Annotated in this window: 20 protein-coding genes; 9 read left to right on the top strand and 11 right to left on the bottom strand. The window is 35.4% G+C overall.

The features are described 5' to 3' along the window. Positions 1–150: 150 nt before the first annotated feature. The 3 genes from F6K27_RS07545 (at position 151) to F6K27_RS07535 (ending at position 1,752) form a co-directional block, all read left to right on the top strand. Positions 151–621 (top strand): GNAT family N-acetyltransferase, encoded by a 471-nt coding sequence (locus F6K27_RS07545; protein ID WP_287274421.1) that lies wholly within the window; start codon positions 151–153, stop codon positions 619–621. 100 nt (positions 622–721) lie between these two features. Continuing rightward, on the top strand, positions 722–964 hold the full coding sequence (locus F6K27_RS07540; RefSeq protein WP_287274419.1) for a TIGR02450 family Trp-rich protein: 243 nt from the start codon (positions 722–724) through the stop codon (positions 962–964). Between the two features lie 173 nt (positions 965–1,137). Further along, complete coding sequence (locus F6K27_RS07535) at positions 1,138–1,752, top strand: hypothetical protein (RefSeq protein WP_287274417.1); 615 nt, start codon at positions 1,138–1,140, stop codon at positions 1,750–1,752. A 98-nt stretch (positions 1,753–1,850) separates the two neighbouring features. Here the strand turns inward: F6K27_RS07535 and F6K27_RS07530 are convergent, their stop codons facing one another. The 5 genes from F6K27_RS07530 to F6K27_RS07510 form a co-directional block, all read right to left on the bottom strand. Then, on the bottom strand, positions 1,851–2,129 hold the full coding sequence (locus F6K27_RS07530) for a hypothetical protein (RefSeq protein WP_287274415.1): 279 nt from the start codon (positions 2,127–2,129) through the stop codon (positions 1,851–1,853). Between the two features lie 138 nt (positions 2,130–2,267). Continuing rightward, on the bottom strand, positions 2,268–3,335 hold the full coding sequence (locus F6K27_RS07525) for an RNA-guided endonuclease TnpB family protein (protein WP_287274413.1): 1,068 nt from the start codon (positions 3,333–3,335) through the stop codon (positions 2,268–2,270). A gap of 215 nt (positions 3,336–3,550) precedes the next feature. Next, positions 3,551–3,847, bottom strand: coding sequence for a putative quinol monooxygenase (locus tag F6K27_RS07520; RefSeq protein ID WP_287274411.1), 297 nt, complete (start codon positions 3,845–3,847; stop codon positions 3,551–3,553). Between the two features lie 56 nt (positions 3,848–3,903). Beyond that, on the bottom strand, positions 3,904–4,614 hold the full coding sequence (locus F6K27_RS07515; RefSeq protein WP_287274410.1) for a glutathione S-transferase family protein: 711 nt from the start codon (positions 4,612–4,614) through the stop codon (positions 3,904–3,906). Between the two features lie 662 nt (positions 4,615–5,276). Further along, positions 5,277–5,897, bottom strand: coding sequence for an NAD(P)H-dependent oxidoreductase (locus tag F6K27_RS07510; protein ID WP_287274408.1), 621 nt, complete (start codon positions 5,895–5,897; stop codon positions 5,277–5,279). Positions 5,898–5,999: 102 nt separating this feature from the next. Between F6K27_RS07510 and F6K27_RS07505 the strand changes: the two genes are divergently transcribed. Then, positions 6,000–6,362, top strand: a complete 363-nt coding sequence (locus tag F6K27_RS07505) for a helix-turn-helix domain-containing protein (protein ID WP_124147774.1) — start codon at positions 6,000–6,002, stop codon at positions 6,360–6,362. 146 nt (positions 6,363–6,508) lie between these two features. Here F6K27_RS07505 and F6K27_RS07500 read toward each other — a convergent pair whose 3' ends face one another. The 5 genes from F6K27_RS07500 to F6K27_RS07480 all read right to left on the bottom strand — a co-directional run bounded on the left by F6K27_RS07500 (position 6,509) and on the right by F6K27_RS07480 (position 11,858). Further along, positions 6,509–6,994, bottom strand: a complete 486-nt coding sequence (locus F6K27_RS07500) for a tetratricopeptide repeat protein (RefSeq protein ID WP_287274406.1) — start codon at positions 6,992–6,994, stop codon at positions 6,509–6,511. Positions 6,995–7,361: 367 nt separating this feature from the next. Then, the gene (locus F6K27_RS07495) at positions 7,362–8,771 is read right to left on the bottom strand and encodes a protein kinase (protein ID WP_287243642.1); all 1,410 of its coding nucleotides are present in this window, start codon (positions 8,769–8,771) and stop codon (positions 7,362–7,364) included. Between the two features lie 666 nt (positions 8,772–9,437). Further along, the gene (locus F6K27_RS07490) at positions 9,438–10,115 is read right to left on the bottom strand and encodes an FHA domain-containing protein (RefSeq protein ID WP_287274404.1); all 678 of its coding nucleotides are present in this window, start codon (positions 10,113–10,115) and stop codon (positions 9,438–9,440) included. Positions 10,116–10,566: 451 nt separating this feature from the next. Beyond that, a complete protein-coding gene (locus F6K27_RS07485; protein ID WP_124144302.1) occupies positions 10,567–10,950 on the bottom strand; it encodes a hypothetical protein in 384 nt (127 codons plus the stop codon). An 11-nt stretch (positions 10,951–10,961) separates the two neighbouring features. Continuing rightward, positions 10,962–11,858: a hypothetical protein gene (locus F6K27_RS07480; protein ID WP_287274402.1), complete on the bottom strand. Its 897-nt coding sequence runs from the start codon at positions 11,856–11,858 to the stop codon at positions 10,962–10,964. 646 nt (positions 11,859–12,504) lie between these two features. On the opposite strand from F6K27_RS07480, the gene F6K27_RS07475 reads away from it, so the two are divergent. After that, positions 12,505–14,499, top strand: coding sequence for a mechanosensitive ion channel domain-containing protein (locus F6K27_RS07475; RefSeq protein WP_287274400.1), 1,995 nt, complete (start codon positions 12,505–12,507; stop codon positions 14,497–14,499). A gap of 489 nt (positions 14,500–14,988) precedes the next feature. Then, on the top strand, positions 14,989–15,756 hold the full coding sequence (gene map / locus F6K27_RS07470) for a type I methionyl aminopeptidase (RefSeq protein WP_124144305.1): 768 nt from the start codon (positions 14,989–14,991) through the stop codon (positions 15,754–15,756). A 764-nt stretch (positions 15,757–16,520) separates the two neighbouring features. Here the strand turns inward: map and F6K27_RS07465 are convergent. Next, positions 16,521–17,447: a thermonuclease family protein gene (locus tag F6K27_RS07465; RefSeq protein WP_124155472.1), complete on the bottom strand. Its 927-nt coding sequence runs from the start codon at positions 17,445–17,447 to the stop codon at positions 16,521–16,523. Between the two features lie 921 nt (positions 17,448–18,368). Here F6K27_RS07465 and ccsB point away from each other — a divergent pair. From ccsB to F6K27_RS07450, 3 genes are all read left to right on the top strand, one after another. Then, entirely contained in the window at positions 18,369–19,424 is a 1,056-nt protein-coding gene (gene ccsB, locus F6K27_RS07460; RefSeq protein WP_287274399.1) for a c-type cytochrome biogenesis protein CcsB, read from the top strand. 448 nt (positions 19,425–19,872) lie between these two features. Next, positions 19,873–20,202 (top strand): KGK domain-containing protein, encoded by a 330-nt coding sequence (locus tag F6K27_RS07455; protein ID WP_124144769.1) that lies wholly within the window; start codon positions 19,873–19,875, stop codon positions 20,200–20,202. A gap of 534 nt (positions 20,203–20,736) precedes the next feature. Beyond that, the gene (locus tag F6K27_RS07450) at positions 20,737–20,865 is read left to right on the top strand and encodes a hypothetical protein (RefSeq protein WP_287274398.1); all 129 of its coding nucleotides are present in this window, start codon (positions 20,737–20,739) and stop codon (positions 20,863–20,865) included. Positions 20,866–20,950: the final 85 nt, after the last annotated feature.

Raw genomic sequence — 20,950 nt, 5'->3', positions numbered from 1 at the left:
CTTACTTTTGACTTATAAAGGAGAGACTTTAAACCCTAATTATTAGGTAAGTAGCACAATTTTCATATTACTTCTTACTTCTTACTTCTTACTTTTGACTTTTAACTTTTAACTTCTTCCTTCTTCCCTCTTCCTTCTTCCTTAATTTAAATGCTAGAAAATCTTAATATCAGAACAGCAAACTTATCAGAAAATTATCTAATTGCCGAACATCTTTACAAAATGTGGCAAGATATTGGCGTACCTATTGATGATATTGAATCTAACTGGTTAGAAATTACAAAAGAATATATTGATAATGCTAGAAAAAAACTATTTTATCAAGCTTTTATTGCTGAAGTAAATAATACAATCGTTGGTTCAGTTAGCTGTCAAATATTTGCTGGTTTATATCCAAATATTCTCAAGCCGGAATATCGAAAATATGGTTATATTTGGGGTGTTTATGTTGAAGCAAATTATCGCCGTCAAGGAATTGCTAAAAAGTTGATGGGAGAAGCGATCGCTTACCTTAAATCTATTAATTGTACTAAAGCTGTTCTTCATGCTTCGCCTCAAGGCAAACCTCTATACTCTCATCTTGGCTTTGATAAAAGTAATGAAATGAGGTTAGACTTATAGCAGTAGAAGGAAAGGTTAGGACAAATCAAAAGCTTAAAACTAAGACAACGTAATATTTTTCCTTCTTCCTTCTTTCTTCTTCCTTCTTCCTTCTTAGAAAATGCCAAAAAAACAAAAGTTTCCTCATCTTGTTGGTTCAAAATGGACCGCTAATCAAAAAACTTGGGGATGGCGACATTTCCAAGTAGTAAATCGTAAAAATCAAGGTCAATGGGTATTTGCTGAAATGGTAGCTTCCTGTGACTCTAGTGTAAGATTTTGGTTAAATGCTAAACAACTAAAAGACCGTTCTCTTTGGAAACCCGGGTGGCAATCAACACAAGAATTAGAAGCCATTGAATAATTAATTATTAATTATTAATTATTACCTCTCCTTGAAATTCGTATTACTTCTTACTTTTGACTTTTGACTTATAAAGAAGAGGCTTTCAACCTTTTGACTTTTAACTTCTTACTTTTGACTTTTGACTTTTGACTTATAAAAGAGAGGCTTTCAACCTTAATTATTCGATAAAAATGGATTACGAACATCTTAAACAAGCAATTAAATTATTAACAAATGCCACCCAAAAATTAGAAAATATTATCAGTGAAAAATCGACAAATCAAGCTAATAATCAAACAGTTGAATTTGCTCAAGAAACTATCAAAAAAGCTATGGCAGAAATCTCTGCTGCTATTAATCCTCCAATAATAAATCATATTCCAGATGAATTTTTAGCTAAAGCAGAAAGTTTAGGTATTCCCTTAGATGATGTTGAGGTTATAGTCGCTATTTCTGAACATCATCCTAGTCAGTTATTAGGTGTATTAGCAGAAATTGAAAATCGAGCTGAAAATATAAAACGTAGACGAGAATATTTTCTCCTACGATTACCAGAAATGCCAAGAGAAAAATTAGGTCCTCGACTACCAGTTATTAAAGCTAGCGATTTTAATTTGCCGGAAGAACCCATTTCTCAAGAATATCGAGAGGCAATTAAAGCTAAATATAAAATTGATCGACTGATGAAAAAACGACCTTATTCTAGAGCTACAATTTTTGAAAAAATTAAACAGGCAGAGGCAATTTTTGCCGAGTCTCAAGAACAGGAAAATGAGTCTGGTTTTGATGAAGAAATCCCGTTTTAATTTTTTTAGGCTTCCAAAAAAAAGGCAATATTAATAGGTTATATCATGTTCCCCCTCCGGGGGAGCTACGCTAACGGATAATCAGTTATCAATAAAATTTAAGGACTTATATCATGTCCGGTAGCATCGGCATTGTATAGAGAAGGTAAGGAAGAAGGAAGAAGGAAGAAGCTTTTTTCGCCAGTAGCTGCGTTGGGAGCTAAAATGTCGATTTCCTCGGCATATTTCTCAAACACAATTTCGCGTTCCTCTTTATTCAGCAGATCCATCTTAGCGACTTCAATTTCCACACCTTCTTGTTCTGCTGCTGCCTTGAGTTCAGTGACTTGGGGCCAGTTTTCACAGGTAGCAATTACCTGATGACCTTTTTTTGCCAACCGTTCTGCTAAACTTACCCAAACTTACCCATGACTGATTGCATGAGCTTTGGAGCTAGCTTCCTGTTTCGCAGAAGACCACTGACCACAGTCTGTAACCTATCTTCTCCACAGGCTTCAAATCGGTGAGAACTTCACCTACTTATTCACATAGTTTTCTAGGTTGACAGCAGCATTAAAGTCTCTGTCAGTTTCAAATCCACAATTAGCACAATTATAAGTTCTCTCATGTAAAGGCATTTTTTGTTGATGTCCGCAATGAGAACATATTTGAGAACTTGGATAAAATCTATCTGCTATTACTAGCTGGCTTCCATACCACTCGCACTTGTATATGAGCTGACGCTTGAACTCATAAAAACCGCAGTCTGCTATCGCACTTGCTAGTTTGTGATTTTTGAGCATTCCACTGACATTCAAATCTTCTATCACTATGGTGCTGTGGTTTTTAGCTAACCATGTTGTGAGTTTATGAAGTGTGTCGGCTCTGATGTCAGCCACTTTTTTGTGAGCCTTGGCTAATCTTTTTATTGCCTTGAGTCTGTTTTTTGAGCCTGGCTCTTTTTTGCTGACACGGTGTTGATAACGAGCTAATCGTTTTTTGGATTGCCTATAGGCTTTGATGTTAGCAAATTTTGTTCCATCGCTACAAGTTGCTAGAGTATTAACTCCCACATCTACACCAATGATATCTCGTTTTTTGGCGGTAGGAGTTGGTTGATAATCATATTTAAAGCTGATATACCAATTATCTGCACGTTTTGATATAGTAACATTTTTGATGGGTACAGATGGTAAGATTTCATAAGTTTTTACGATTCCTATTCTGGGTAGTTTTATATAGTTTCCCTTGAGAACCTTAATACTTCCTTCTAAATAGAAACTATCTTTTCTACCCTTTTTCTTAAACTTAGGAAAACCACGTTTAGGAATAGTCAAAAAGTTTTTAAATGCCTTTTCTAAGTCTCTTAATGCTTGTTGTGGGGCACATTTAGATACCTCATAATACCAAGGATTAATTGACTTAACTTCAGGCACTAAACGCTTGTGTAAAGTGATAGCGCTAGGGCGTTTTTTTGTTGATTCATACTCAGCAATGCAAGTTGCTAATCCCCAGTTATAAGCATGACGAGCTACACCTGCGTGTTTGGCTAGCATGGTTTTTTGGTAATTGTTAACTTTTAATTTGGTCTTGATTGATTGCATTTTAATTTATCGGCCACTTTTTTTAATAATTTAATAAATTAGACATAAATCTAGTATATCACAACAAATGTTAACTTTGTCTAATTATTTTAATACTATTGATAGCCCCAGCACCGTACCTTTACCAAATCCCGAACCTGCACCCGTCATTAAAATTGTCTTACTCATGAGAAATCTCCTTTTTTGGAAAAAATACTTTGATTTATGAAACAAACTTAGATGATTTGATGGCTTTTATAGACGATCGGTTCGCCATCCAAAATGTCCTTGAATTTTTCAACCGCTGAAGTAAGGTGGAGTGTTTCCCAATGTGCAGATTCAACATCCGTATCTTCCCACTCTTCAAAAGATAGTATGGTGTTAGGGTCTTTTTTGTCGGTATAAAACCCATATTGCAACGATCCTACTTCCTGACGAGTCTCTCTTGCTAGCTCTTCTAGAACCGCAACTAACTCGTCAAACTTTCCCTTTTGAGCCTTCAATACGGCAACAGTGTATAGTTTTTCGCTCATAATCTTTACTCCTTGTCTCTAATTTTATATTGTTCACCACCATTGAAGTTTATGTATCAGTTATCCTTAAATCTGGCTGCATTGGCAGCTTGGGCAGTATCAACATCACCTCGGCCAAAAAACGCAGGTACGGGTTTGGGTTTTTCTAAAGCTCTTTGAGTAGCAGGTCGTTCGTCAATACGGTCAAACCAAGCCTGAAGGTTATTCAACCCATCTACAGAAACCTTTGCCCAATAGTAAGCTCTCGCCCAAGGATAGGTCGCAATATCTGCGATCGTAAATTCATCTCCCACCAAGAATATTTTACCCTCAAGCTGTTTATCCAATACTTCCAGTAACCTGCGCGACTCCTTTACATATCGCTCGATAGCAAACTCATCTCGATGTCCCTGGGGTTCGGCAATTCTTTGAAAATACATTGCCTGTCCCATCATTGGTCCGATGCCACCCATTTGAAACATTAACCATTGAAGTGTTTGAGAGCGAGTTTTTTCATTTTGAGGGAGAAACTTTTGATATTTTTCCGCCAAATACCAAAGAATTGCACCCGACTCAAAAACAGTAAAATCGTCATTACCCCGGTCTACGATCGTTGGAATACGTCCGTTTGGGTTGAGCTTCATGTACCAATCTGACTTTTGTTCCTTTTTAGAAAAGTCAATATAGGTCATGTCATACTCAACTTCGGCTTCTTCAAGAAAAATTACTGGCTTCCATCCGTTCATGGTGGAGGCTGTATAAAGATGAATGTCTGGTTGTTTGGTCACAATATTTTCTCGGTTATTCTAAATTAATAGTGCTGCTACGCGGAAGTCAAAAGTCAAAATTCAAAAGTATTGATTTGTAATTGTTTTAGGATTTTGTAACTGGTCAGTTATCAAAATAATATAGCAATGAGCGCTGGCATCTTTACATATTACATAAATATTGATAATGTAACATAAAAGTAACTGTATGAGCTGTATTTTTCATAAATTAGGCGATCGCTAAAGGTTAAAGTTTTAAGGATGCGTAAACAATTTCAAGCTATAAACTGTAAATTATCAATACCATTACAGACATCCTTAAAACTTTAAGGTTTAGCGATCGCCTAATTTATGAAAAATACAGCTCATACAGTTACTTTTATATTACATTGCAAATATCTATGTAACATGTAAAAATGCCAGCGCTCATTGCTATATGGGTCTAAAACCACGCCTTTTAAGGCGAAATATTTTTGGAGCAGAGCTCAAACCCCCGTTACAAAAATAACTAGTACTTAAGCAGATACGGTATATATAGTACTCATAACTATTGTCCAATAGTTACTGGACTCTATACACAGTGTCTTTGTGTAAGTCCTGATAACTTCTGACTTGTGACTTGTGACTTCTAACTTCGTTAATTCCGCCATCCTGCAATAGTGTTTTTGAGGATAAATCAAACATTAGCCAGCATTACTGACTATAGATGCTACTTGTTGAGCGTCTGCGTTTCTAAAAGGATTAAAATCGAGAAAAACTTTAGTTAAATGAAGAATGTACCGCTCTTTATCGGACTCAAATTGAGGATTTTTAATAATGTTGTGGCAAGAAAAATGAGGTAACTCCTCTAAACCACAATATTCCTGAGATTTACACATTGGTAGCAATACTTCTTCTGCCGATCGCCCTTCAAAAAAGCTATTCGGATTCTTATTATTGAAGACTTCAAGAGGTGCATTCCAGGTAGTAGAGAGCATAAACTTTTTACCTTTCATCAGTCCACCCGAACCATATTCACCACCACTAAACGCAAAAAATTCACCATAAGCATAAACATCATCTAGGTATCGTTTTAAGGTTGATGGCATCATGAACCAGTAAACTGGGTATTGAAAGATTACTGCGTCAGCTTGTTTGAATTTAGCGATTTCTTCTGGAACATCGTAGCCTTCTTCAACAATAGTAGTCAAAATGTTATAACGAGCTTTTAAAGTTTCTACTGCTATCTCAAAAAGACTTTGATTATAGTTACCTTTAGCAAATTCGTTAGTTTCTTTACCTAAAATTAAGAGCAGAGTTTTCATTAGTTTGCCTTGATTTATTTGGTATTTCTCACTGCCATAATTGAAAGATACAAAATTAAGTTACTATAGTCAACTAGTATACTTTTAGTAACCAGGTGGGAAATGAGTTATAAGATTGAAATTGAAACCGACAATCTAGGTCGCAAGCAGGCAATTGAACCTTGTATTACACCCTGTCCAATTGAACGCGGAATGAGGCTTATAGGTGGAAAATGGAAAGGATCTATTCTTTGGCATCTCAAGGATAAACCCGTACGTTTTGGGGATTTAGCTCGTCAACTCGGCGGAGCAAGCAAAAAGATGGTAACTCAAAGGCTAAGAGAGATGGAGAATGATGGTTTGGTTAAGCGTGAGGTAATTAGTACAAGACCTTTTGCTGTAACCTACGAGATAACTGATTTTGGGAAAACAACACTTTCTTTTTTAGAAGAGTTGAAGCAATGGGCAGAGAAGCAAAATATCTAATTTTTCTTAACCTAAAATAACTATTTATGGGTATATTCTCTATTCTTAGAGGTGTAAGGAGTTAATTTTTCATACTCGACATTTCTCTGCCCAACTATCATTTATGGGCAAGTTGGTTAAAAATGCCTCGTATTTGTAGTGACCAGCTATACTTGAAATGCTTGTTTAATACTGTTAGCTAAATTTAACTTATTTTGTTGTTCATAAAGTTCAATAGCTTGACCATAAGCTGATTCCATTGCTTGTAAGTTTTGAATCTCTCCATGAGAATTTTTAATATTTAACAACACCCACCCTAAATTATGATAAGCTTCTGCATAATTTGGATTGATTTTAATTGCTTTTTCGAGGAAAGATTTAGCTAGTAACCATTGTTGTTGACGACCAAGGAAAGTGCCTAAACGATATAGAGCAATTTCATTTTGATGATTCTTACTGAAATTTTTATATATTTGAATGGCAGCTTGATAGTTTCCCTGATGTTCATAAGCGATGCCTAAATTTAAAAGTATCCAAGATTTAATATCAGATAAATTGGTAGCTTTTTCTAGAGAAATAATAGCCTCTTGCCATTGATTTTTGCAGCCTAGTTTCCAACCTTTGCATCCCCAAGCAAAACTACTGTTAGGCAATTTAGTAATAAATTATTCAATACATTATTCAATACATTTATCTATATCTGGAGTAGTTTTACCTAGTAATTCTTGGTCTATAGCAAACATCAAAGAAGGGTATAACCAAGAAAGTAATTTTTGCCCATCGCTGTAAGTATTCAGCTATTAGCTGTCAGCTCTCAGCTCTTATGAGGAGGTTCAAATTAATATAGACTTTACAGCCGACTTTGGTAGTAAGTATAAATTCTGCCTCAATTATTAAAGCTTTTATCTAAAACTAAAAGCAATAGCTGATAGCTGATAGCTGACTGCTGAATGCTTACCCATCGCTACTATTATATTTTTGGGAATTTTTTATTGCAGGACGAATAGTACCGATGACTTTTTACCAGTGTTTTTGATTAGCTAAAATCCAGCTTTTTAATCCTAATGCAAAAGCAGAATTACTATCTATTTTCAAGGAGCGATCGCATACTATTAATGCTTCTTTCCATCTAGATAATTTTGCTAAACTCCAAGCATAGTTAGCCTGTATCCAAGATTCTTCCGGAGATAAATTTACAGCTTTTTTTAACTGTTGAAGTGCCTGCACCCAATTTTCTTGACGACAACTAATTAGCCCTAAAACTCCATAGCCTCTACCATCATTTGGATTAATTTTAATAGCTTGATTAGCAGCAAAAATAGCTTGGCGATCGTCAATATAAACTAACAGCATTGCCAGTTCTACAGCAGCAATACCATTATCGGGTTCTTTTAACAAACATTGTTGATAAGTTGTGACTGCTTCTGTCAAATTTCCTTGTTTTAAAATCTGTCTAGCTTGACTTAATTGTTGAGAAATAAACTTACCTTTAAGTGCATTAATTAATTCCTCAGCACTTTGAAAACGTTCCTCTATATTCATCTTCATTCCTTTTAAGATAATTTGTTCTGTTTGAGGACGAATTGATGGTTCTATTTGCCGTGGATAAATCAAAGTTTCTGAACTTAATCGAGCAGATGATGTTACTGGTACTTTACCTGTTAAAGCATGATAAATTGAAGCACAAACAGCATATAAATCTGCACTAGGATTGGGTTTTCCGAAGTTAGTATATTGTTCTATTGGTGCATATCCAGGCGTCAACATAGAGGTCATTTTATGAGTGAAACCTGCCAAAAATTCTCTAGCGGAACCAAAATCAATTAGGATAGCTTTATCTAGGAAATTAATAATAATATTATCCGGTTTAATATCGCGATGCAGAAAATTATTGGCATGAACCAATTGTAAAGCTTCGGCAATTTGAATAAAATATTTTTTGACGATATTTTCTGGTAGCTTACCTTTTTCTTGCAAAATTTTAGACAGGGGTTTACCTCTGACAAATTCCATTACTAAATAAGCTGTATTATGAGCTTCAAACCAATTAATTACTTTAACAATATTGGGATGGACACATTTTTGTAAATATTCTGCTTCTATCTTAAATTTTTGGATTTGTTCCTGCTTAATTTTGGCAGTAATAGAAGGAGGCCAAATAATATTTATGCCATGTCTCAGAAACTTATCTGGGCAAAGTTCTTTAATCGCAACATCGGTAAAATTTTCTAAATCAGTTGCTTTGTAAGTAATGCCAAAACCACCCTCACCTAATGTTTTTTCTATTCTATATTTACCTTGCTGAAGTAAAGTGCCACTAGGTAGTTGATATCCTACGGAATTTATATTCGTTAAAGGGCAACCACAAGCACGACAGGTAATGGCAGTATCAGAATTTTCTGCGCCACAAACTGGGCAGTTGATCGACATTTTTGTATCCTTATTTTATTGAGGAAGGAAGAGGGAAGAAGGAAGGCTTCAACAATTAATAATTAATAATTAATAATTAATAATTAATTATTACCTCTGTTTGAAAAGAAGAGGGTTGAATAAAAGGAAAATTTTTTCTTTTCTTGGTCGATGGTCGGCCAGCTCCGAGACCCGCTCTCATTGGGACTTACATAAAATAAAGGCAGAAAATAGGCTCAGATATAGATGGGTAGAGGTTTTCACGTCGAAAAGGCATAAATCCTGAGTTACTAAGGGTTCTAGCCATTTTTAAGGCTTTGACGTAATTCCCTTGTCTAGACTGACTTTGACGCATTTTTCCTACCAAAAAATGTCTAAGTACCATTATCAGAGTCGCTCCGCTGTTAGCATTTGCGGTAGCATTCCGGAACGGAAAGCTTTGCGGTAGCAAACGCCATCCTACCCTACGGGAAGCTTCGCTAACGACCGCTTTTTTATCCTTTAAAGGAGAGGCTTTAAACCTTAATTATTTGGTAAGGGCGAATGGCCATTTGCTAACGCAGAGCTGCCGCTAACGCCCCTACTTTGCAGGAGATGTCTCTTTGATAAAAAAGAGAATTATGACCTAAAAAATGGTATTGAAGCCATTCCCATACGACTCCTGACTCCTGAGGACTGACTTCTAAATTAAATAATCAAAAATAGTAACCGAATTTTACCTATAGCAATTTCATCTCCTGAGTTTAAAATTTCTGGTTTATTAGTCCGGTATCCAAACCTAGTTTTACCTGTAGGTTTAATATAAATACCATGAGTAGAACCCATGTCTTTAATCTGCCATTGATTATTTTCAAAATAGATTTCTGCATGAGTAGAAGAAACTGTTTCATCTCCATAAAATCCATCTAAATCAATTTCTACAGGACCGATATTCGGGTCAAATTTGCCAATAAGAGCATTGTTACTATCGATAATAAATTCTGGTACAGGGGAACCTACTTGTTTCGGAATAAGTTTAGCAATTGTTCCAGTAATCAGAGTAGGATTAGCAGAATTTTTAGGTAAAATATTTGCTTTTTTAGCAGTTTCTAGAGTTGGAGGTGAGCTAGTTTGAATATTTGTATAAACAGGTGGAGTAACAGGATTATTATTAATATTTTGATTAATATTTTTATTAATCCTTTGATGAGAATTTACTATCCGTTCATATGTTTGTAAAACAGTTTGTTTTTCTCCCTCTTGAATACCTTTTTCTCCAGCCTCAAACAAAGTAATTGATGGTTGTATTTCTGAACCACAAACTTCGCAAAATTTATTTTTGTCGGAATTTCTATCGTAGAAACATACATTACAATTAATAGCCATAATCCTCCTCAAAAATAAATTTATTTTAACTCCCTTTCTACAACATAATTTTTAATTTGATGTTTTTGTTTAGTAACAGTCTTGAGCTAACTACCTTCTTCCTTTTTGCTCCTTCATTCTTTCTTATATCATCTCTCTTTGAATAACCCGGAAAAATTTAGGGAGTAGGGAGTAGGGAGCAGGGAGCAGGGAAGCAGGGGAAATTTGTTTGCTCCGCATTCCGCACCGAAAAAATATTTTCTCTCAAAAGAAGAACATTTTTATTATGGCTAATTAATGAGACTTGATATTACTTTAGAGAGCGCTTGTCAAATAAATATTAGATCCTGTAGCACCATCCCACAGCACGCGGTGCGTGACAATAAAATCGACCATTATTCCAGAACGGTAAGGGTCTCGTCACACACCCTACTTAATCTACCTTCTTCCTTCTTGCTCCTTCCTTCTTTCTTTAAGAAAAGTCTAGGGGGGGTAAGGCGCCAATTTTTGGTTCTATATCAGATAAATCTGGATAAATAAGTTGGGGAATTTCTTGATTTCCTGATTCTTTGAGACTGTTAATATTCCGATGATTAATTTTAGGTAAATCTAGAACAACATTACTATCTCTATATCCTTCTTTGATATCTTGAATCCATGTTTTGATAATTATTTGTAAGTACATATCATTAATGTGAAAGCTACCTTGACTTTGTAGTTCATTTCTAATTTTATTGCATACTATTGGGGTAAAAAAACTGGCAGGCTGATTTTCATAATATTCTTCTAAGTCTAGAATATATCTAGATATTTGATTAGTATTTTTGTTTGTGAGAGTCAAAGAATATTCTACCATAATAATTCTAACTAATTTAGGCTAACTGTATCTATATTCCATTTGTTATCTGTAGAATTCCAAACTAAAAATAACTCCAGAGATTGAGCAATATTTTCTCCTGATTTTTTTGTATATTTTACCAGAGCATTTACTGTAGCCGTTTCTGTACTTGTGCTGACCTGCTTAACATCTTGAATAGCAATATTATTAATTCCTGTCCACCAGTCATAATAGGAATTATAACCATCTGGATGTAGTTGTTGATTATCTTGAAAACTTGTTGATAGTTGATTCCAAGCTTGCTCATATTTACCTTGATTAAGATTAGAATAATAATTTTTTACTGCTGCTTCACTAGAAGTTTTAGGAGTAGATTCTTGAGGTGTTGTTTCTGATTTTGACGTTGATGAAGTTTCGTCTATATTAACTGTAGAAGGTTCTGGTGTTGGTAAATCTCCTAAACTCATTTCTAGGTTGAATTCTGTAGATTCACTAGGGCTTGACACTTGTACAATATATTCTCCTGTTAGAGGTAGATCGATAGACATTTGTTCTCCAGAAATTGGTGAATCCCTCTGTTCAGCGATGATTAATTCTCGACGTTGTAATAGTTTCGTATCTGGGGCAAATATCCAAATACAAACATTGCTGGTAATTCTATAGTTAAAATCTTTACCCCTTCTAGCATAGAATTTATAGCTAAGTTGTTTTTCAGAGTTAACAGTATCGGATATAGTAATAATATTTTCAGTTAAAGATAAAGATTTAGCGTCTGTTTTATCCAGACGAATTATTGGTTTTTGTGGGCATTCTACAAAGGTAGGAGTAGGTGATGTGGTAGGCAAGTTTAATGGATTTTCAGTAGTAGATAAGTCACGGCACCCACAGATGATTAGAACCGTCAAATATAGTATTGATTTTTTCATATAATTTTTTGTGCATAGATTGGTAAAAAATTCAGATTTGCTGTTTTGATTTAATAGGCTTAATTAGCAGTACATAATTAATTTTGATTGGCTTACTTTATCTCAGTTCAAACATAAATTATCTAACTATTTTAGCTTTAGTTCTGCTAGATTAATTGAAACATAAATCTGGTAGATTGTAATAATCTTTGTTACCAGACACGGTAGTGGGAGCATCTTGCTCCCACTGTTTTTGTCCTTGAGCAAAATAATTACAATAGACCACCATTACAATGCACCAGCATCTAGACAAGTCACTTGTCGAAGACTCTCTTCATCCACTTTTCCCTTTTTCTTTGCTATAAGATATAGCAGTAGCATTACTATATTTGACTTATGGAATAGTTTAAACAACCTAATATTATTTAATCTTCTATCCTAGATAACTAAAGCCTTCCTCCTTCCTCCTCCTTCCTTAATTTGACTTATGGAACATCTAAAACAACGAAATATCAACCTTCTTCCTTCTTCCTTTATCCTAGATAACTAAAGCCTTCCTCCTTCCTTAATTTGACTTATGGAACATCTAAAACAACGAAATATCAACCTTCTTCCTTCTTCCTTTATCCTAGATAACTAAAGCCTTCCTCCTTCCTTAATTTGACTTATGGAACATCTAAAACAACGAAATATCAACCTTCTTCCTTCTTCCTTCAACTATGTCTCAAAACTTCAGAAATATGGGTTTAGGTTAATTCTGGCACTGTGCATCTGTTTACTATCAATATTTCTATTCTCTCCCGTCCTAGCAGAAGATGCAACAAGTGTAAAAGCTCCCGTAGTATTAGATGGTCGAGAACTTTTAGAAATTGGCCCTTTTGAAAAAGTGACTGCCCAGGAGAGAGCCGCATTAATGACATCAACTCTGAAATCAGCCTTAGCTGAGAGTATCCAACGAGGAACACCACCACAGATAAAAGTAATCCGCTCTAATCAAGAAGTGGTATTGAAAATCGATAGTCGCCCCTTAATGCAGGTGACAGAAGCGGATGTCCTCAACTCCATGTACTCAGAGATGCAGGTACAAATGTGGCAGGAAAAACTCCAGCAGGGTTTAAATCAAAGTTGGCGGGAACGCACCCCTGCTTATACCCGTTGGGCAGTCAAAAAGCTGATAATTGCCTTTTTGATTACTCTGTTACTTCAGGGGGGACTCGTATTACTATTTCGTTACATTCAACGCCAGAAACTACAAAATCCTCAGAGACGCTGGAACTCCCTACAACTATTAGGTTTACTATTATTGCAAGTGGGAGTATGGGCAACATTTATCAAGTATGGAATTCAACTATTTCCCATAACTAGAGCTTGGTTTTATGAAGCTTTCAAACTTCTAGACAGTACATTTAATTCTAGAATGTTTCAACTGGGAGAAGAAAGCATTTCCCTAACCAGAATATTAACTATCGCCCTAACTATAGTCGCACTTTGGGTAGGGGTAAGCTGGTTTGTAAGAATCCTCAAATCTCGCTTCCTCCCCCTTACAGAAGCTGAACGCAGCCACCAAGACACGATCGCTTTTTTTGTCCAATACGGACTGCTTTCTGTAGGAGCGGTTTTAATTCTTAATGCTGGAGGAGTAGACTTTCAGTCTCTAGCTATTTTGCTTGGAGCGCTCGGAGTGGGAATTGGTTTTGGATTACAAAATATTGTCAAAGACTTCATATGTGGGTTAATTTTAATTGTCGCTCGTCCGGTAAAAGTTGGAGAATTAGTTCAAGTTGGAGAATTTCAAGGTTTAGTCCAACGTATCGGTGCCAGAACAACTGATATTTCTAATATCGAACGCTACATTATTACCATTCCCAACTCTCGGTTTATTGAAGGGGAAGTCCTCAACTGGAACCGCAGTGGTATAACTAGGGTGAAAACTTATGTGAAAGTTCCTCATGGAACAGATATTGATTTTGTCTACAAAGTTTTGCTTGCTTCAGCTCAAGTAGAACATCCAGATATTCTCCGTCATCCACCCCCCAAAGTAAAATTTCGGGAATATGCAGAGGATGGGTTACAGTTTCGGGTAGTAGCTTTTATCCGCGACCCTCTCAAGCAACCAAAGGTGAGAACCCACCTCTATAACCAAATAGAAAGATATTTGCGAAAGTATGGAGTAGAAGTAGCTCGTCCTCAACAAGACTTACATATCAAAGACCTCGACCCAGAAATCTATGCTTGGTTGCGGTCGCAAACTCCTGTAGAATATCAATCCCAACCTGAAGAAATTCCATCTATCGAGCCACCTGCTATCAAAGAAGAGTACGACTGGGGGGCGATCGCCACTGCCATGCGTGGAGCTAACGGAGTTTCTATCAAAGACCGCAAATTTCAATTTAAGAAATTTCAAAATGTATTTTTTGGTTCGGATGCGGTAGAGTGGCTAATGATTCACGAACGAGCTACTCGGGAAGAAGCTATTTTAATGGGTCAATTAATGTTAGAACAGGGCATAATTCATCATGTTTTAGACGAACATAATTTTAAAGATGAGCCTTTGTTTTATCGCTTTTATGATGATGAGACATCAGATAATTTTCCAGAAAAGAGGGAACAGGGAACAGGGAACAGGGAACCCACCCCTAACCCCTCCGGTGGAGGGGAGTAATTGATAATTTATGGGTAATAATTGATTTTATTTTTGATTTTTAGAGATGTCTATTATATATAAAATTAATAGAAGTAGAGGTTGCGATAACTGTATCAGGACTTATATCATGTCTGGTTAAACAGTGATAAATAAATAACTACGGAGTCCTCAGGAGTCAACCCACCCCTAACCCCTCCGGTGGAGGGGAAGTCAGCAGGAAAGAGGAAAGAGGGAATAAAGAAGAACAACTGGAGTTGAAGGAGAAAGTTTTTTTATAACTAATTATCCGGACATGATATTACCCATGATGTAGGAAAAATTAGGATTTGAGATTGCTTCCCTGTCAGTCACAATGAGGAAAATAGGTTGTACTGCGTAAATCTTAGATAAAAAACTTTCTTCTTTTTTCCTCCTGACTCCTGACTCCTGAGAACTCCGTCGCTATTTATATGCTAAAGTAAGCTATGTCTATCAACCGTATAGCTTACAGGATTAATCAAATAACCAATGGCAACTGAAACTATCGTTTTATTATCAAAAAGAGAAATAGAAAAAATGCGTCGGGCAGGACGTTTGGCTGCAGAATTATTACATCATCTTGAACCTCTTGTCAAGCCTGGAGTAAGCACTCTAGAATTAGATGAAGAAGCAGAACGTTGGACGCAAGCTCATGGCGCTCGTAGCGCTCCCCTTGGTTATCATGGTTTTCCTAAGTCTATCTGTACGAGTATTAATGAGGTAGTTTGTCACGGTATTCCTAACAAAAAACAAATCTTAAAAGAGGGAGATATTATTAACATTGATGTGACTCCAATTCTTGATGGTTATCATGGGGATACTTCTAAAACTTTTTTCGTAGGTGAACCTTCTCCATTGGCTAAAAAATTAGTTGAAGTTACAGAAAAATCTATGTATTTAGGCATTGCTGAAGTTAAACCTGGAAATAAAATTGGGGATATTGGAGCTGCTATTCAAGAATATGCTGAAGCAGAAGGTTTTTCTGTAGTTAGAGATTTTGTTGGTCATGGTGTGAGCAATATTTTCCACACTGCACCACAGATTCCTCATTATGGTACCAGAGGAAAAGGGAAAAAGTTGCGGGCTGGAATGGTATTTACTATTGAACCGATGATTAATGAAGGTACTTGGGAAGCAAAGGTACTTGACGACGGTTGGACTGCTATTACTAAGGATGGTAAATTATCTGCACAATTTGAGCATACTGTTGCTGTTACTGAAACAGGTGTAGAAATATTAACTCAATATGAGGGCTAAATTCAACAATTAATAATTAATTATTAATTATTAATTATTTCCTCTCCTTGAAAAGAAGAGGATTGACTAATCATGAAAATTTTTTCTTGTTTCTCCTTTAAAGGAGAGGCTTTAAACCTTAATTATTCGGTAAATAATAATTATTAAACCTCTGGTTAAAAAGATATAGACTTTTTGCACACATTAGGGAACAGAGAACAGGGAATAGATGTTCACGGCCAAAGATTACGAAAAATGATTTTTCAGTGACTTTTATAACTCTAGCTTATCTTAAATAAAGAGCAAGTTTATTTTCTGGAGATGTCTATTAGATAAAAATTTTGCTGAACGGTTAATAACAGTTGAAGAATATTTTAGGCGTTTCCTGCGGAATGCTGCGCAAACAGCTATTAGCGGTCAATTTTGCTACTTTTTTTAATGAATGCGCCCTTATTTATTAAACTTCTATACCCAGTCAAGTAAATTAGTAGTCCTAAAATTTTAAAGGCGCTTAAATGTGAGTAAGAAAAAGATAGTATTCAAGCATCTTACTTGACCAAGAGAAAAGAAAATTAAGTATTTCAAGCCTTCTGCTTTCCTGCGGAATGCTTAAAATCATAGTTTTTATCAAAATAATATGGGTTGCGAACCTCGCCTTTTAAGGCCAAATATTTTTGGAGAGTTGCTCACGCATCCCCCTCCTGGGAGGGGTTAGGGGTGGGTTAACTTCTGTACGTCGCCAATCCGACGGCTCCCCTATCTGACTTCTGACTTCGTTAACCCCCTCATACTGTAGGTGGAAAATCTGATAATTGGTTTATTCCAGAAAGAATAATTTCTGGTTTATCTCTATACATATGTAGTTGCCCAGTGATATAAACATATCCTCTACCTAAACCAAAGTAACGATTTTTTAATAGTTGTAATAATGGCTTCATTTCTTCAGTATTAGTATTTGGAATCCATAATTTTAAACGATGGTCTTTAGTTCCATCATAAATTAAAGCACCATTATCTAACCACTTAGAAACTCCTCCCTGTAAATCATAGAAAACTGTTACATATTCTTCAGCTCTTGCTGCTGCTAAAATCTTGGGAAAATCTAATCTCACTTCTAGAACTCCAGAAGCTATTCCATAGGTACGATAATTATCTACAATGGAAGCTCTTAATGACCACCAAGGTACTAGCAAATTATAATTTCTTTTACGTTTACCTCGATTTACTTGAGGATTCCAAACACCAAGATTATTAGCTTGAGCTTCTATTTCTGCAGCTATCATTTCTTGATGATAAAGTCTAGAATTCCCATATTTAATAAAATAGGGACTCCAGCCTTCTCTAATTAGTTTAATATTAAAGTTTTCTCCATTTTTATTTACATAAGCTATTAAACGACCTTGATGGTCGCGATATTTTTCTAAACAATTTTCTACAGGGTCGTTTGTATCAAATTCAAGATCGACTTGAGCAAGTTCACCGTCAGGTAATATGAAATATTTTATTGCCATTTCTGATGCTGCTTTACCCATGTCTGTCACTGGTTTGGAATATTCAGAATAGCTTTCTTCAGCATCAACATAATCCATTCTGATAAATTCTCGTTTATCGTTTAATAAAACTTTGATTGTGTCACCATCAACTACTTTTGTAACTTGAAGATTTTGAATTGTTGTGCCTTTTTTTTTTATAGTTAAAATTTGAGATTTCATAATCGGCGATCGCTCTTAATTTTCCGCTAAACTAAAATGATATAGGATTTTACATTGAATCAGTAAAAAAGTAAATGTATGAGTTGACCTTGTGTTTAGGAAGTAGATGTTTAAGTAGTGACGCAAAATTAATTAATTTGTATATTTGATGATGAGTCTCTAAATGAATATCTTGAAGTCAAGTTTTCAGTCTCAAGTTTATTCCTGATACTCCACCAAATTGTGAGTCAAATTTCCATAGGGAAAGTAGAAATAAAAAATATTTGATTAAGGCATTATTTAGCTATATTACATCGTAAAATTTGCGTGATTTGCGAGTCAGAATCAAGGCGATCGCTTGTCAGTTTAAGAAGTGATTTAAACCTGAAATTATCAAGAAATTATAAAAGATTAAAACGGAGAAAGGCAGGAATAATTTGGCACTTGTTGTAGAATCATATTATTATCTGCCTTACTCCACCAAAATTGAATTGGTGTAATAATTTTTTTTTATAGGTATTTTATAGATTCAAAGCTCTCCTGAACCAACAGGATTTCGTAAATTAATTAATTGTTCAATAGTTGTTTGAATTGAATGAAGAGCTGTGGCATCTTCTGATGCTTGCTTTGCTATATCTAACTAAATAAATTGCTTCTGAAAGCTGAGAATAAACTTCTTGGTTTCTAGTGTTGACTTGGCTGAAGTTGAGATAAGACATGGTTCAAGACCCTTAGTTATCTACAACTTCATCATCTCCTAACTCCTGAAAAACCACATCCTTCAACTGGTTCATCCAATTGGGTGATTATTATTTTAGATTAATATTCAGTCTCGATATTATAGATAGCTATACTAAGATACTTGATATTTTCTTAACCTTGCCAATAGTCGTTAGGATCGAGAATATAAATAAACTGAAATACATCATTGGAGAAAAATAAATGGATCTAGTCAGACTCCAAAATTCATTGGACAATATCTCGTTTGCCATCTTGTTTGCCACAATGCTAATTTATTGGGTAAGTGCCGCTTTTCCTCGTATCCCCTATCTCTCGGTCTTGGGTTCTACCGGAATGGCGACCGCTAATCTCTGTATTGCAACCCTATTAGGAGCACGTTGGCTAGAAGCTGGCTATTTTCCCATTAGTAATTTGTACGAATCTCTATTTTTCCTGACTTGGGGACTTACTACTATTCACCTCATAGCCGAAAATATGAGTGGAAGTCGCCTGGTGGGAGTTTTTACATCTCCCTTGGCAATGGGTATTACTGCTTTTGCGGCCCTAACTTTGCCCTCCGGTATGCAGTTATCAGAACCTCTTGTGCCTGCTCTAAAATCTAATTGGTTGATGATGCACGTCAGTGTCATGATGTTGAGCTATGCAACTTTGATGGTGGGGTCTTTACTGGCGATCGCTTTTCTCATTGTTACCAGTGGCCAAAAAGTAGAACTTAGTGGCAGTTCCTTTGGCACTCGTTCTTATAGAAATAATCATTCTGTGAAGCTCTCAAAAAATTTGCAACTTCAAACAGAGGGAGCTAGTCTGAATCAAATTGAGGACAACCATCAATCTTCTCCTCTATCTACAACAAATGGCCACAGGCAAACTGCTGTCTTAGAAATGGCTAGACCTACTCAAGCAGTTGAGACAGAAGTAACTCTTTCTCCTCAACGTTTGAGTATTGCCCAAACTTTAGATAATATTAGTTATCGTATTATTGGCTTAGGATTTCCTTTACTGACTATTGGGATTATTGCTGGAGCAGTTTGGGCAAATGAAGCTTGGGGTTCTTATTGGAGTTGGGACCCGAAGGAAACTTGGGCTTTGATTACTTGGTTGGTATTTGCTGCCTATCTCCATGCCCGTATTACTAGAGGATGGCAAGGACGACGACCTGCTATTTTGGCTGCTACCGGATTTGTTGTAGTCTGGGTATGTTATTTAGGAGTAAATCTTTTGGGTAAAGGTTTACATTCCTATGGATGGTTTTTTTAAATTGCTTTACTCGTTTAGCTACGAGAAATGAAGGCGCAGCATTCAGTAAGAAAGGAAGAATAAAGAGAAAGGAGGAAAGTAAAGAGTCGGGAGTAGGAAGCAGTTATTATTACTCAGATTCTACAGGTCAATTTGTCACATAAAAAGTACCACAGACATCAGTGGGTTGCTCAGTATTTATACTCTATAAATCCTCATAATTTAACTGAGACTGGAGCCAAATTATGAGGAATAAATTAAGCATAAATATTTGATGGAGCCAGATAATTAGCCAGCATCATTACCCTACTGACTAATGATTGATGAATAATGACTACTGACTAATTGCCTTTTATACTAGGCTTTGAAGTGCGGAATGTAGGTAATAAGATTTCTTATTCTCGTTTTTTAAATCACTTTTTAAATTAACTTCCTTTCTTCGTTAAAAATAAATCTAGGATAATTAAATATGGAAACTGAAGTGACTTTACTAAATAATGATGATGTTTTGTCTACAAGTGCTAGTCTTTTGATGTTTCAATGTACATTTCAAGTCAGTGAATATATAACGATGATTTTAGCTAGGTTGGAGTCGGAAAATTTATTTGATGATGGGCTAGAATGTCAATTATTAAGACCTGGTGATTATTGGAGAAAAGGAAAAGTAAAATTTCGTTTAGAATTTTTTACAGAAACTGAAGAAGAGTTATATGAAGCTGTCGATCCTATTTCTCAACCCTCAGCTTACTCCATACTAACTTCTGATGAACAGCCACAGAATGTAGGAATGTGGAGTTAATGCAATTTTTTCAACAATTAATAATAGGCATAGACGTGAAAAAGATATAAATTTTTTTCTGGGATGGGGAACAGGGAATAGGGAGTAGGCAAGATATTTTGAGAAACTAAGGTACAGAAAATGATTGATTTTGTGAGTTTTAAAACTCTATTTCTTTCCTATAAATTGGTTAAATAAAATGCTTATTTATTTTCCACTTAATAATTAATTAGACAAAGGCAACAGCCAAAAGCATGTAGAAAACAAATATTTTGTAGTTTAACAGATTGAAAAATACTCTAAATAAATTAGTAGGGAACAGGGAACAGGGAATAGGCAAGATATTTTGAAAAAAAATGTAGGAAAAATGATTGATTTTGTGAGTTTTAAAACTCTATTTCTTTCCTATAAATTGGTTAAATAAAATGCTTATTTATTTTCCACTTAATAATTAATTAGACAAAGGCAACAGGCAACAGCGGGTAGAAAACAAATATTTTGTATTTTAATACCAAATTAATTTCTAAGTTTCATAGAATAATATTTTAATCAGAGTTGACTGTAGATCGAGATAGACAAGTTATTCAAGAAGGCAGAAGGCAGAAGGAAGAAGGCTTTAGTTATCTAGGAGAGAAGGAAGAAGGAAAAAATAATTCTGTGCCACCTCACATAAAATTGGTATAATACCAATTTGATAAATATTTGCTACAAATAACTAGGTTATTTCTTAAGGAGTCCGTCGTCAGTCGTCAGTGGTCAGAATGAATAG

Source organism: Okeania sp. SIO2F5 (assembly GCF_010692685.1).
Taxonomy (GTDB): domain Bacteria; phylum Cyanobacteriota; class Cyanobacteriia; order Cyanobacteriales; family Microcoleaceae; genus Okeania; species Okeania hirsuta.
The sequence above is the reverse complement of the archived record's forward strand: the minus strand, read 5'-3'. Positions and strand labels throughout refer to the sequence as shown.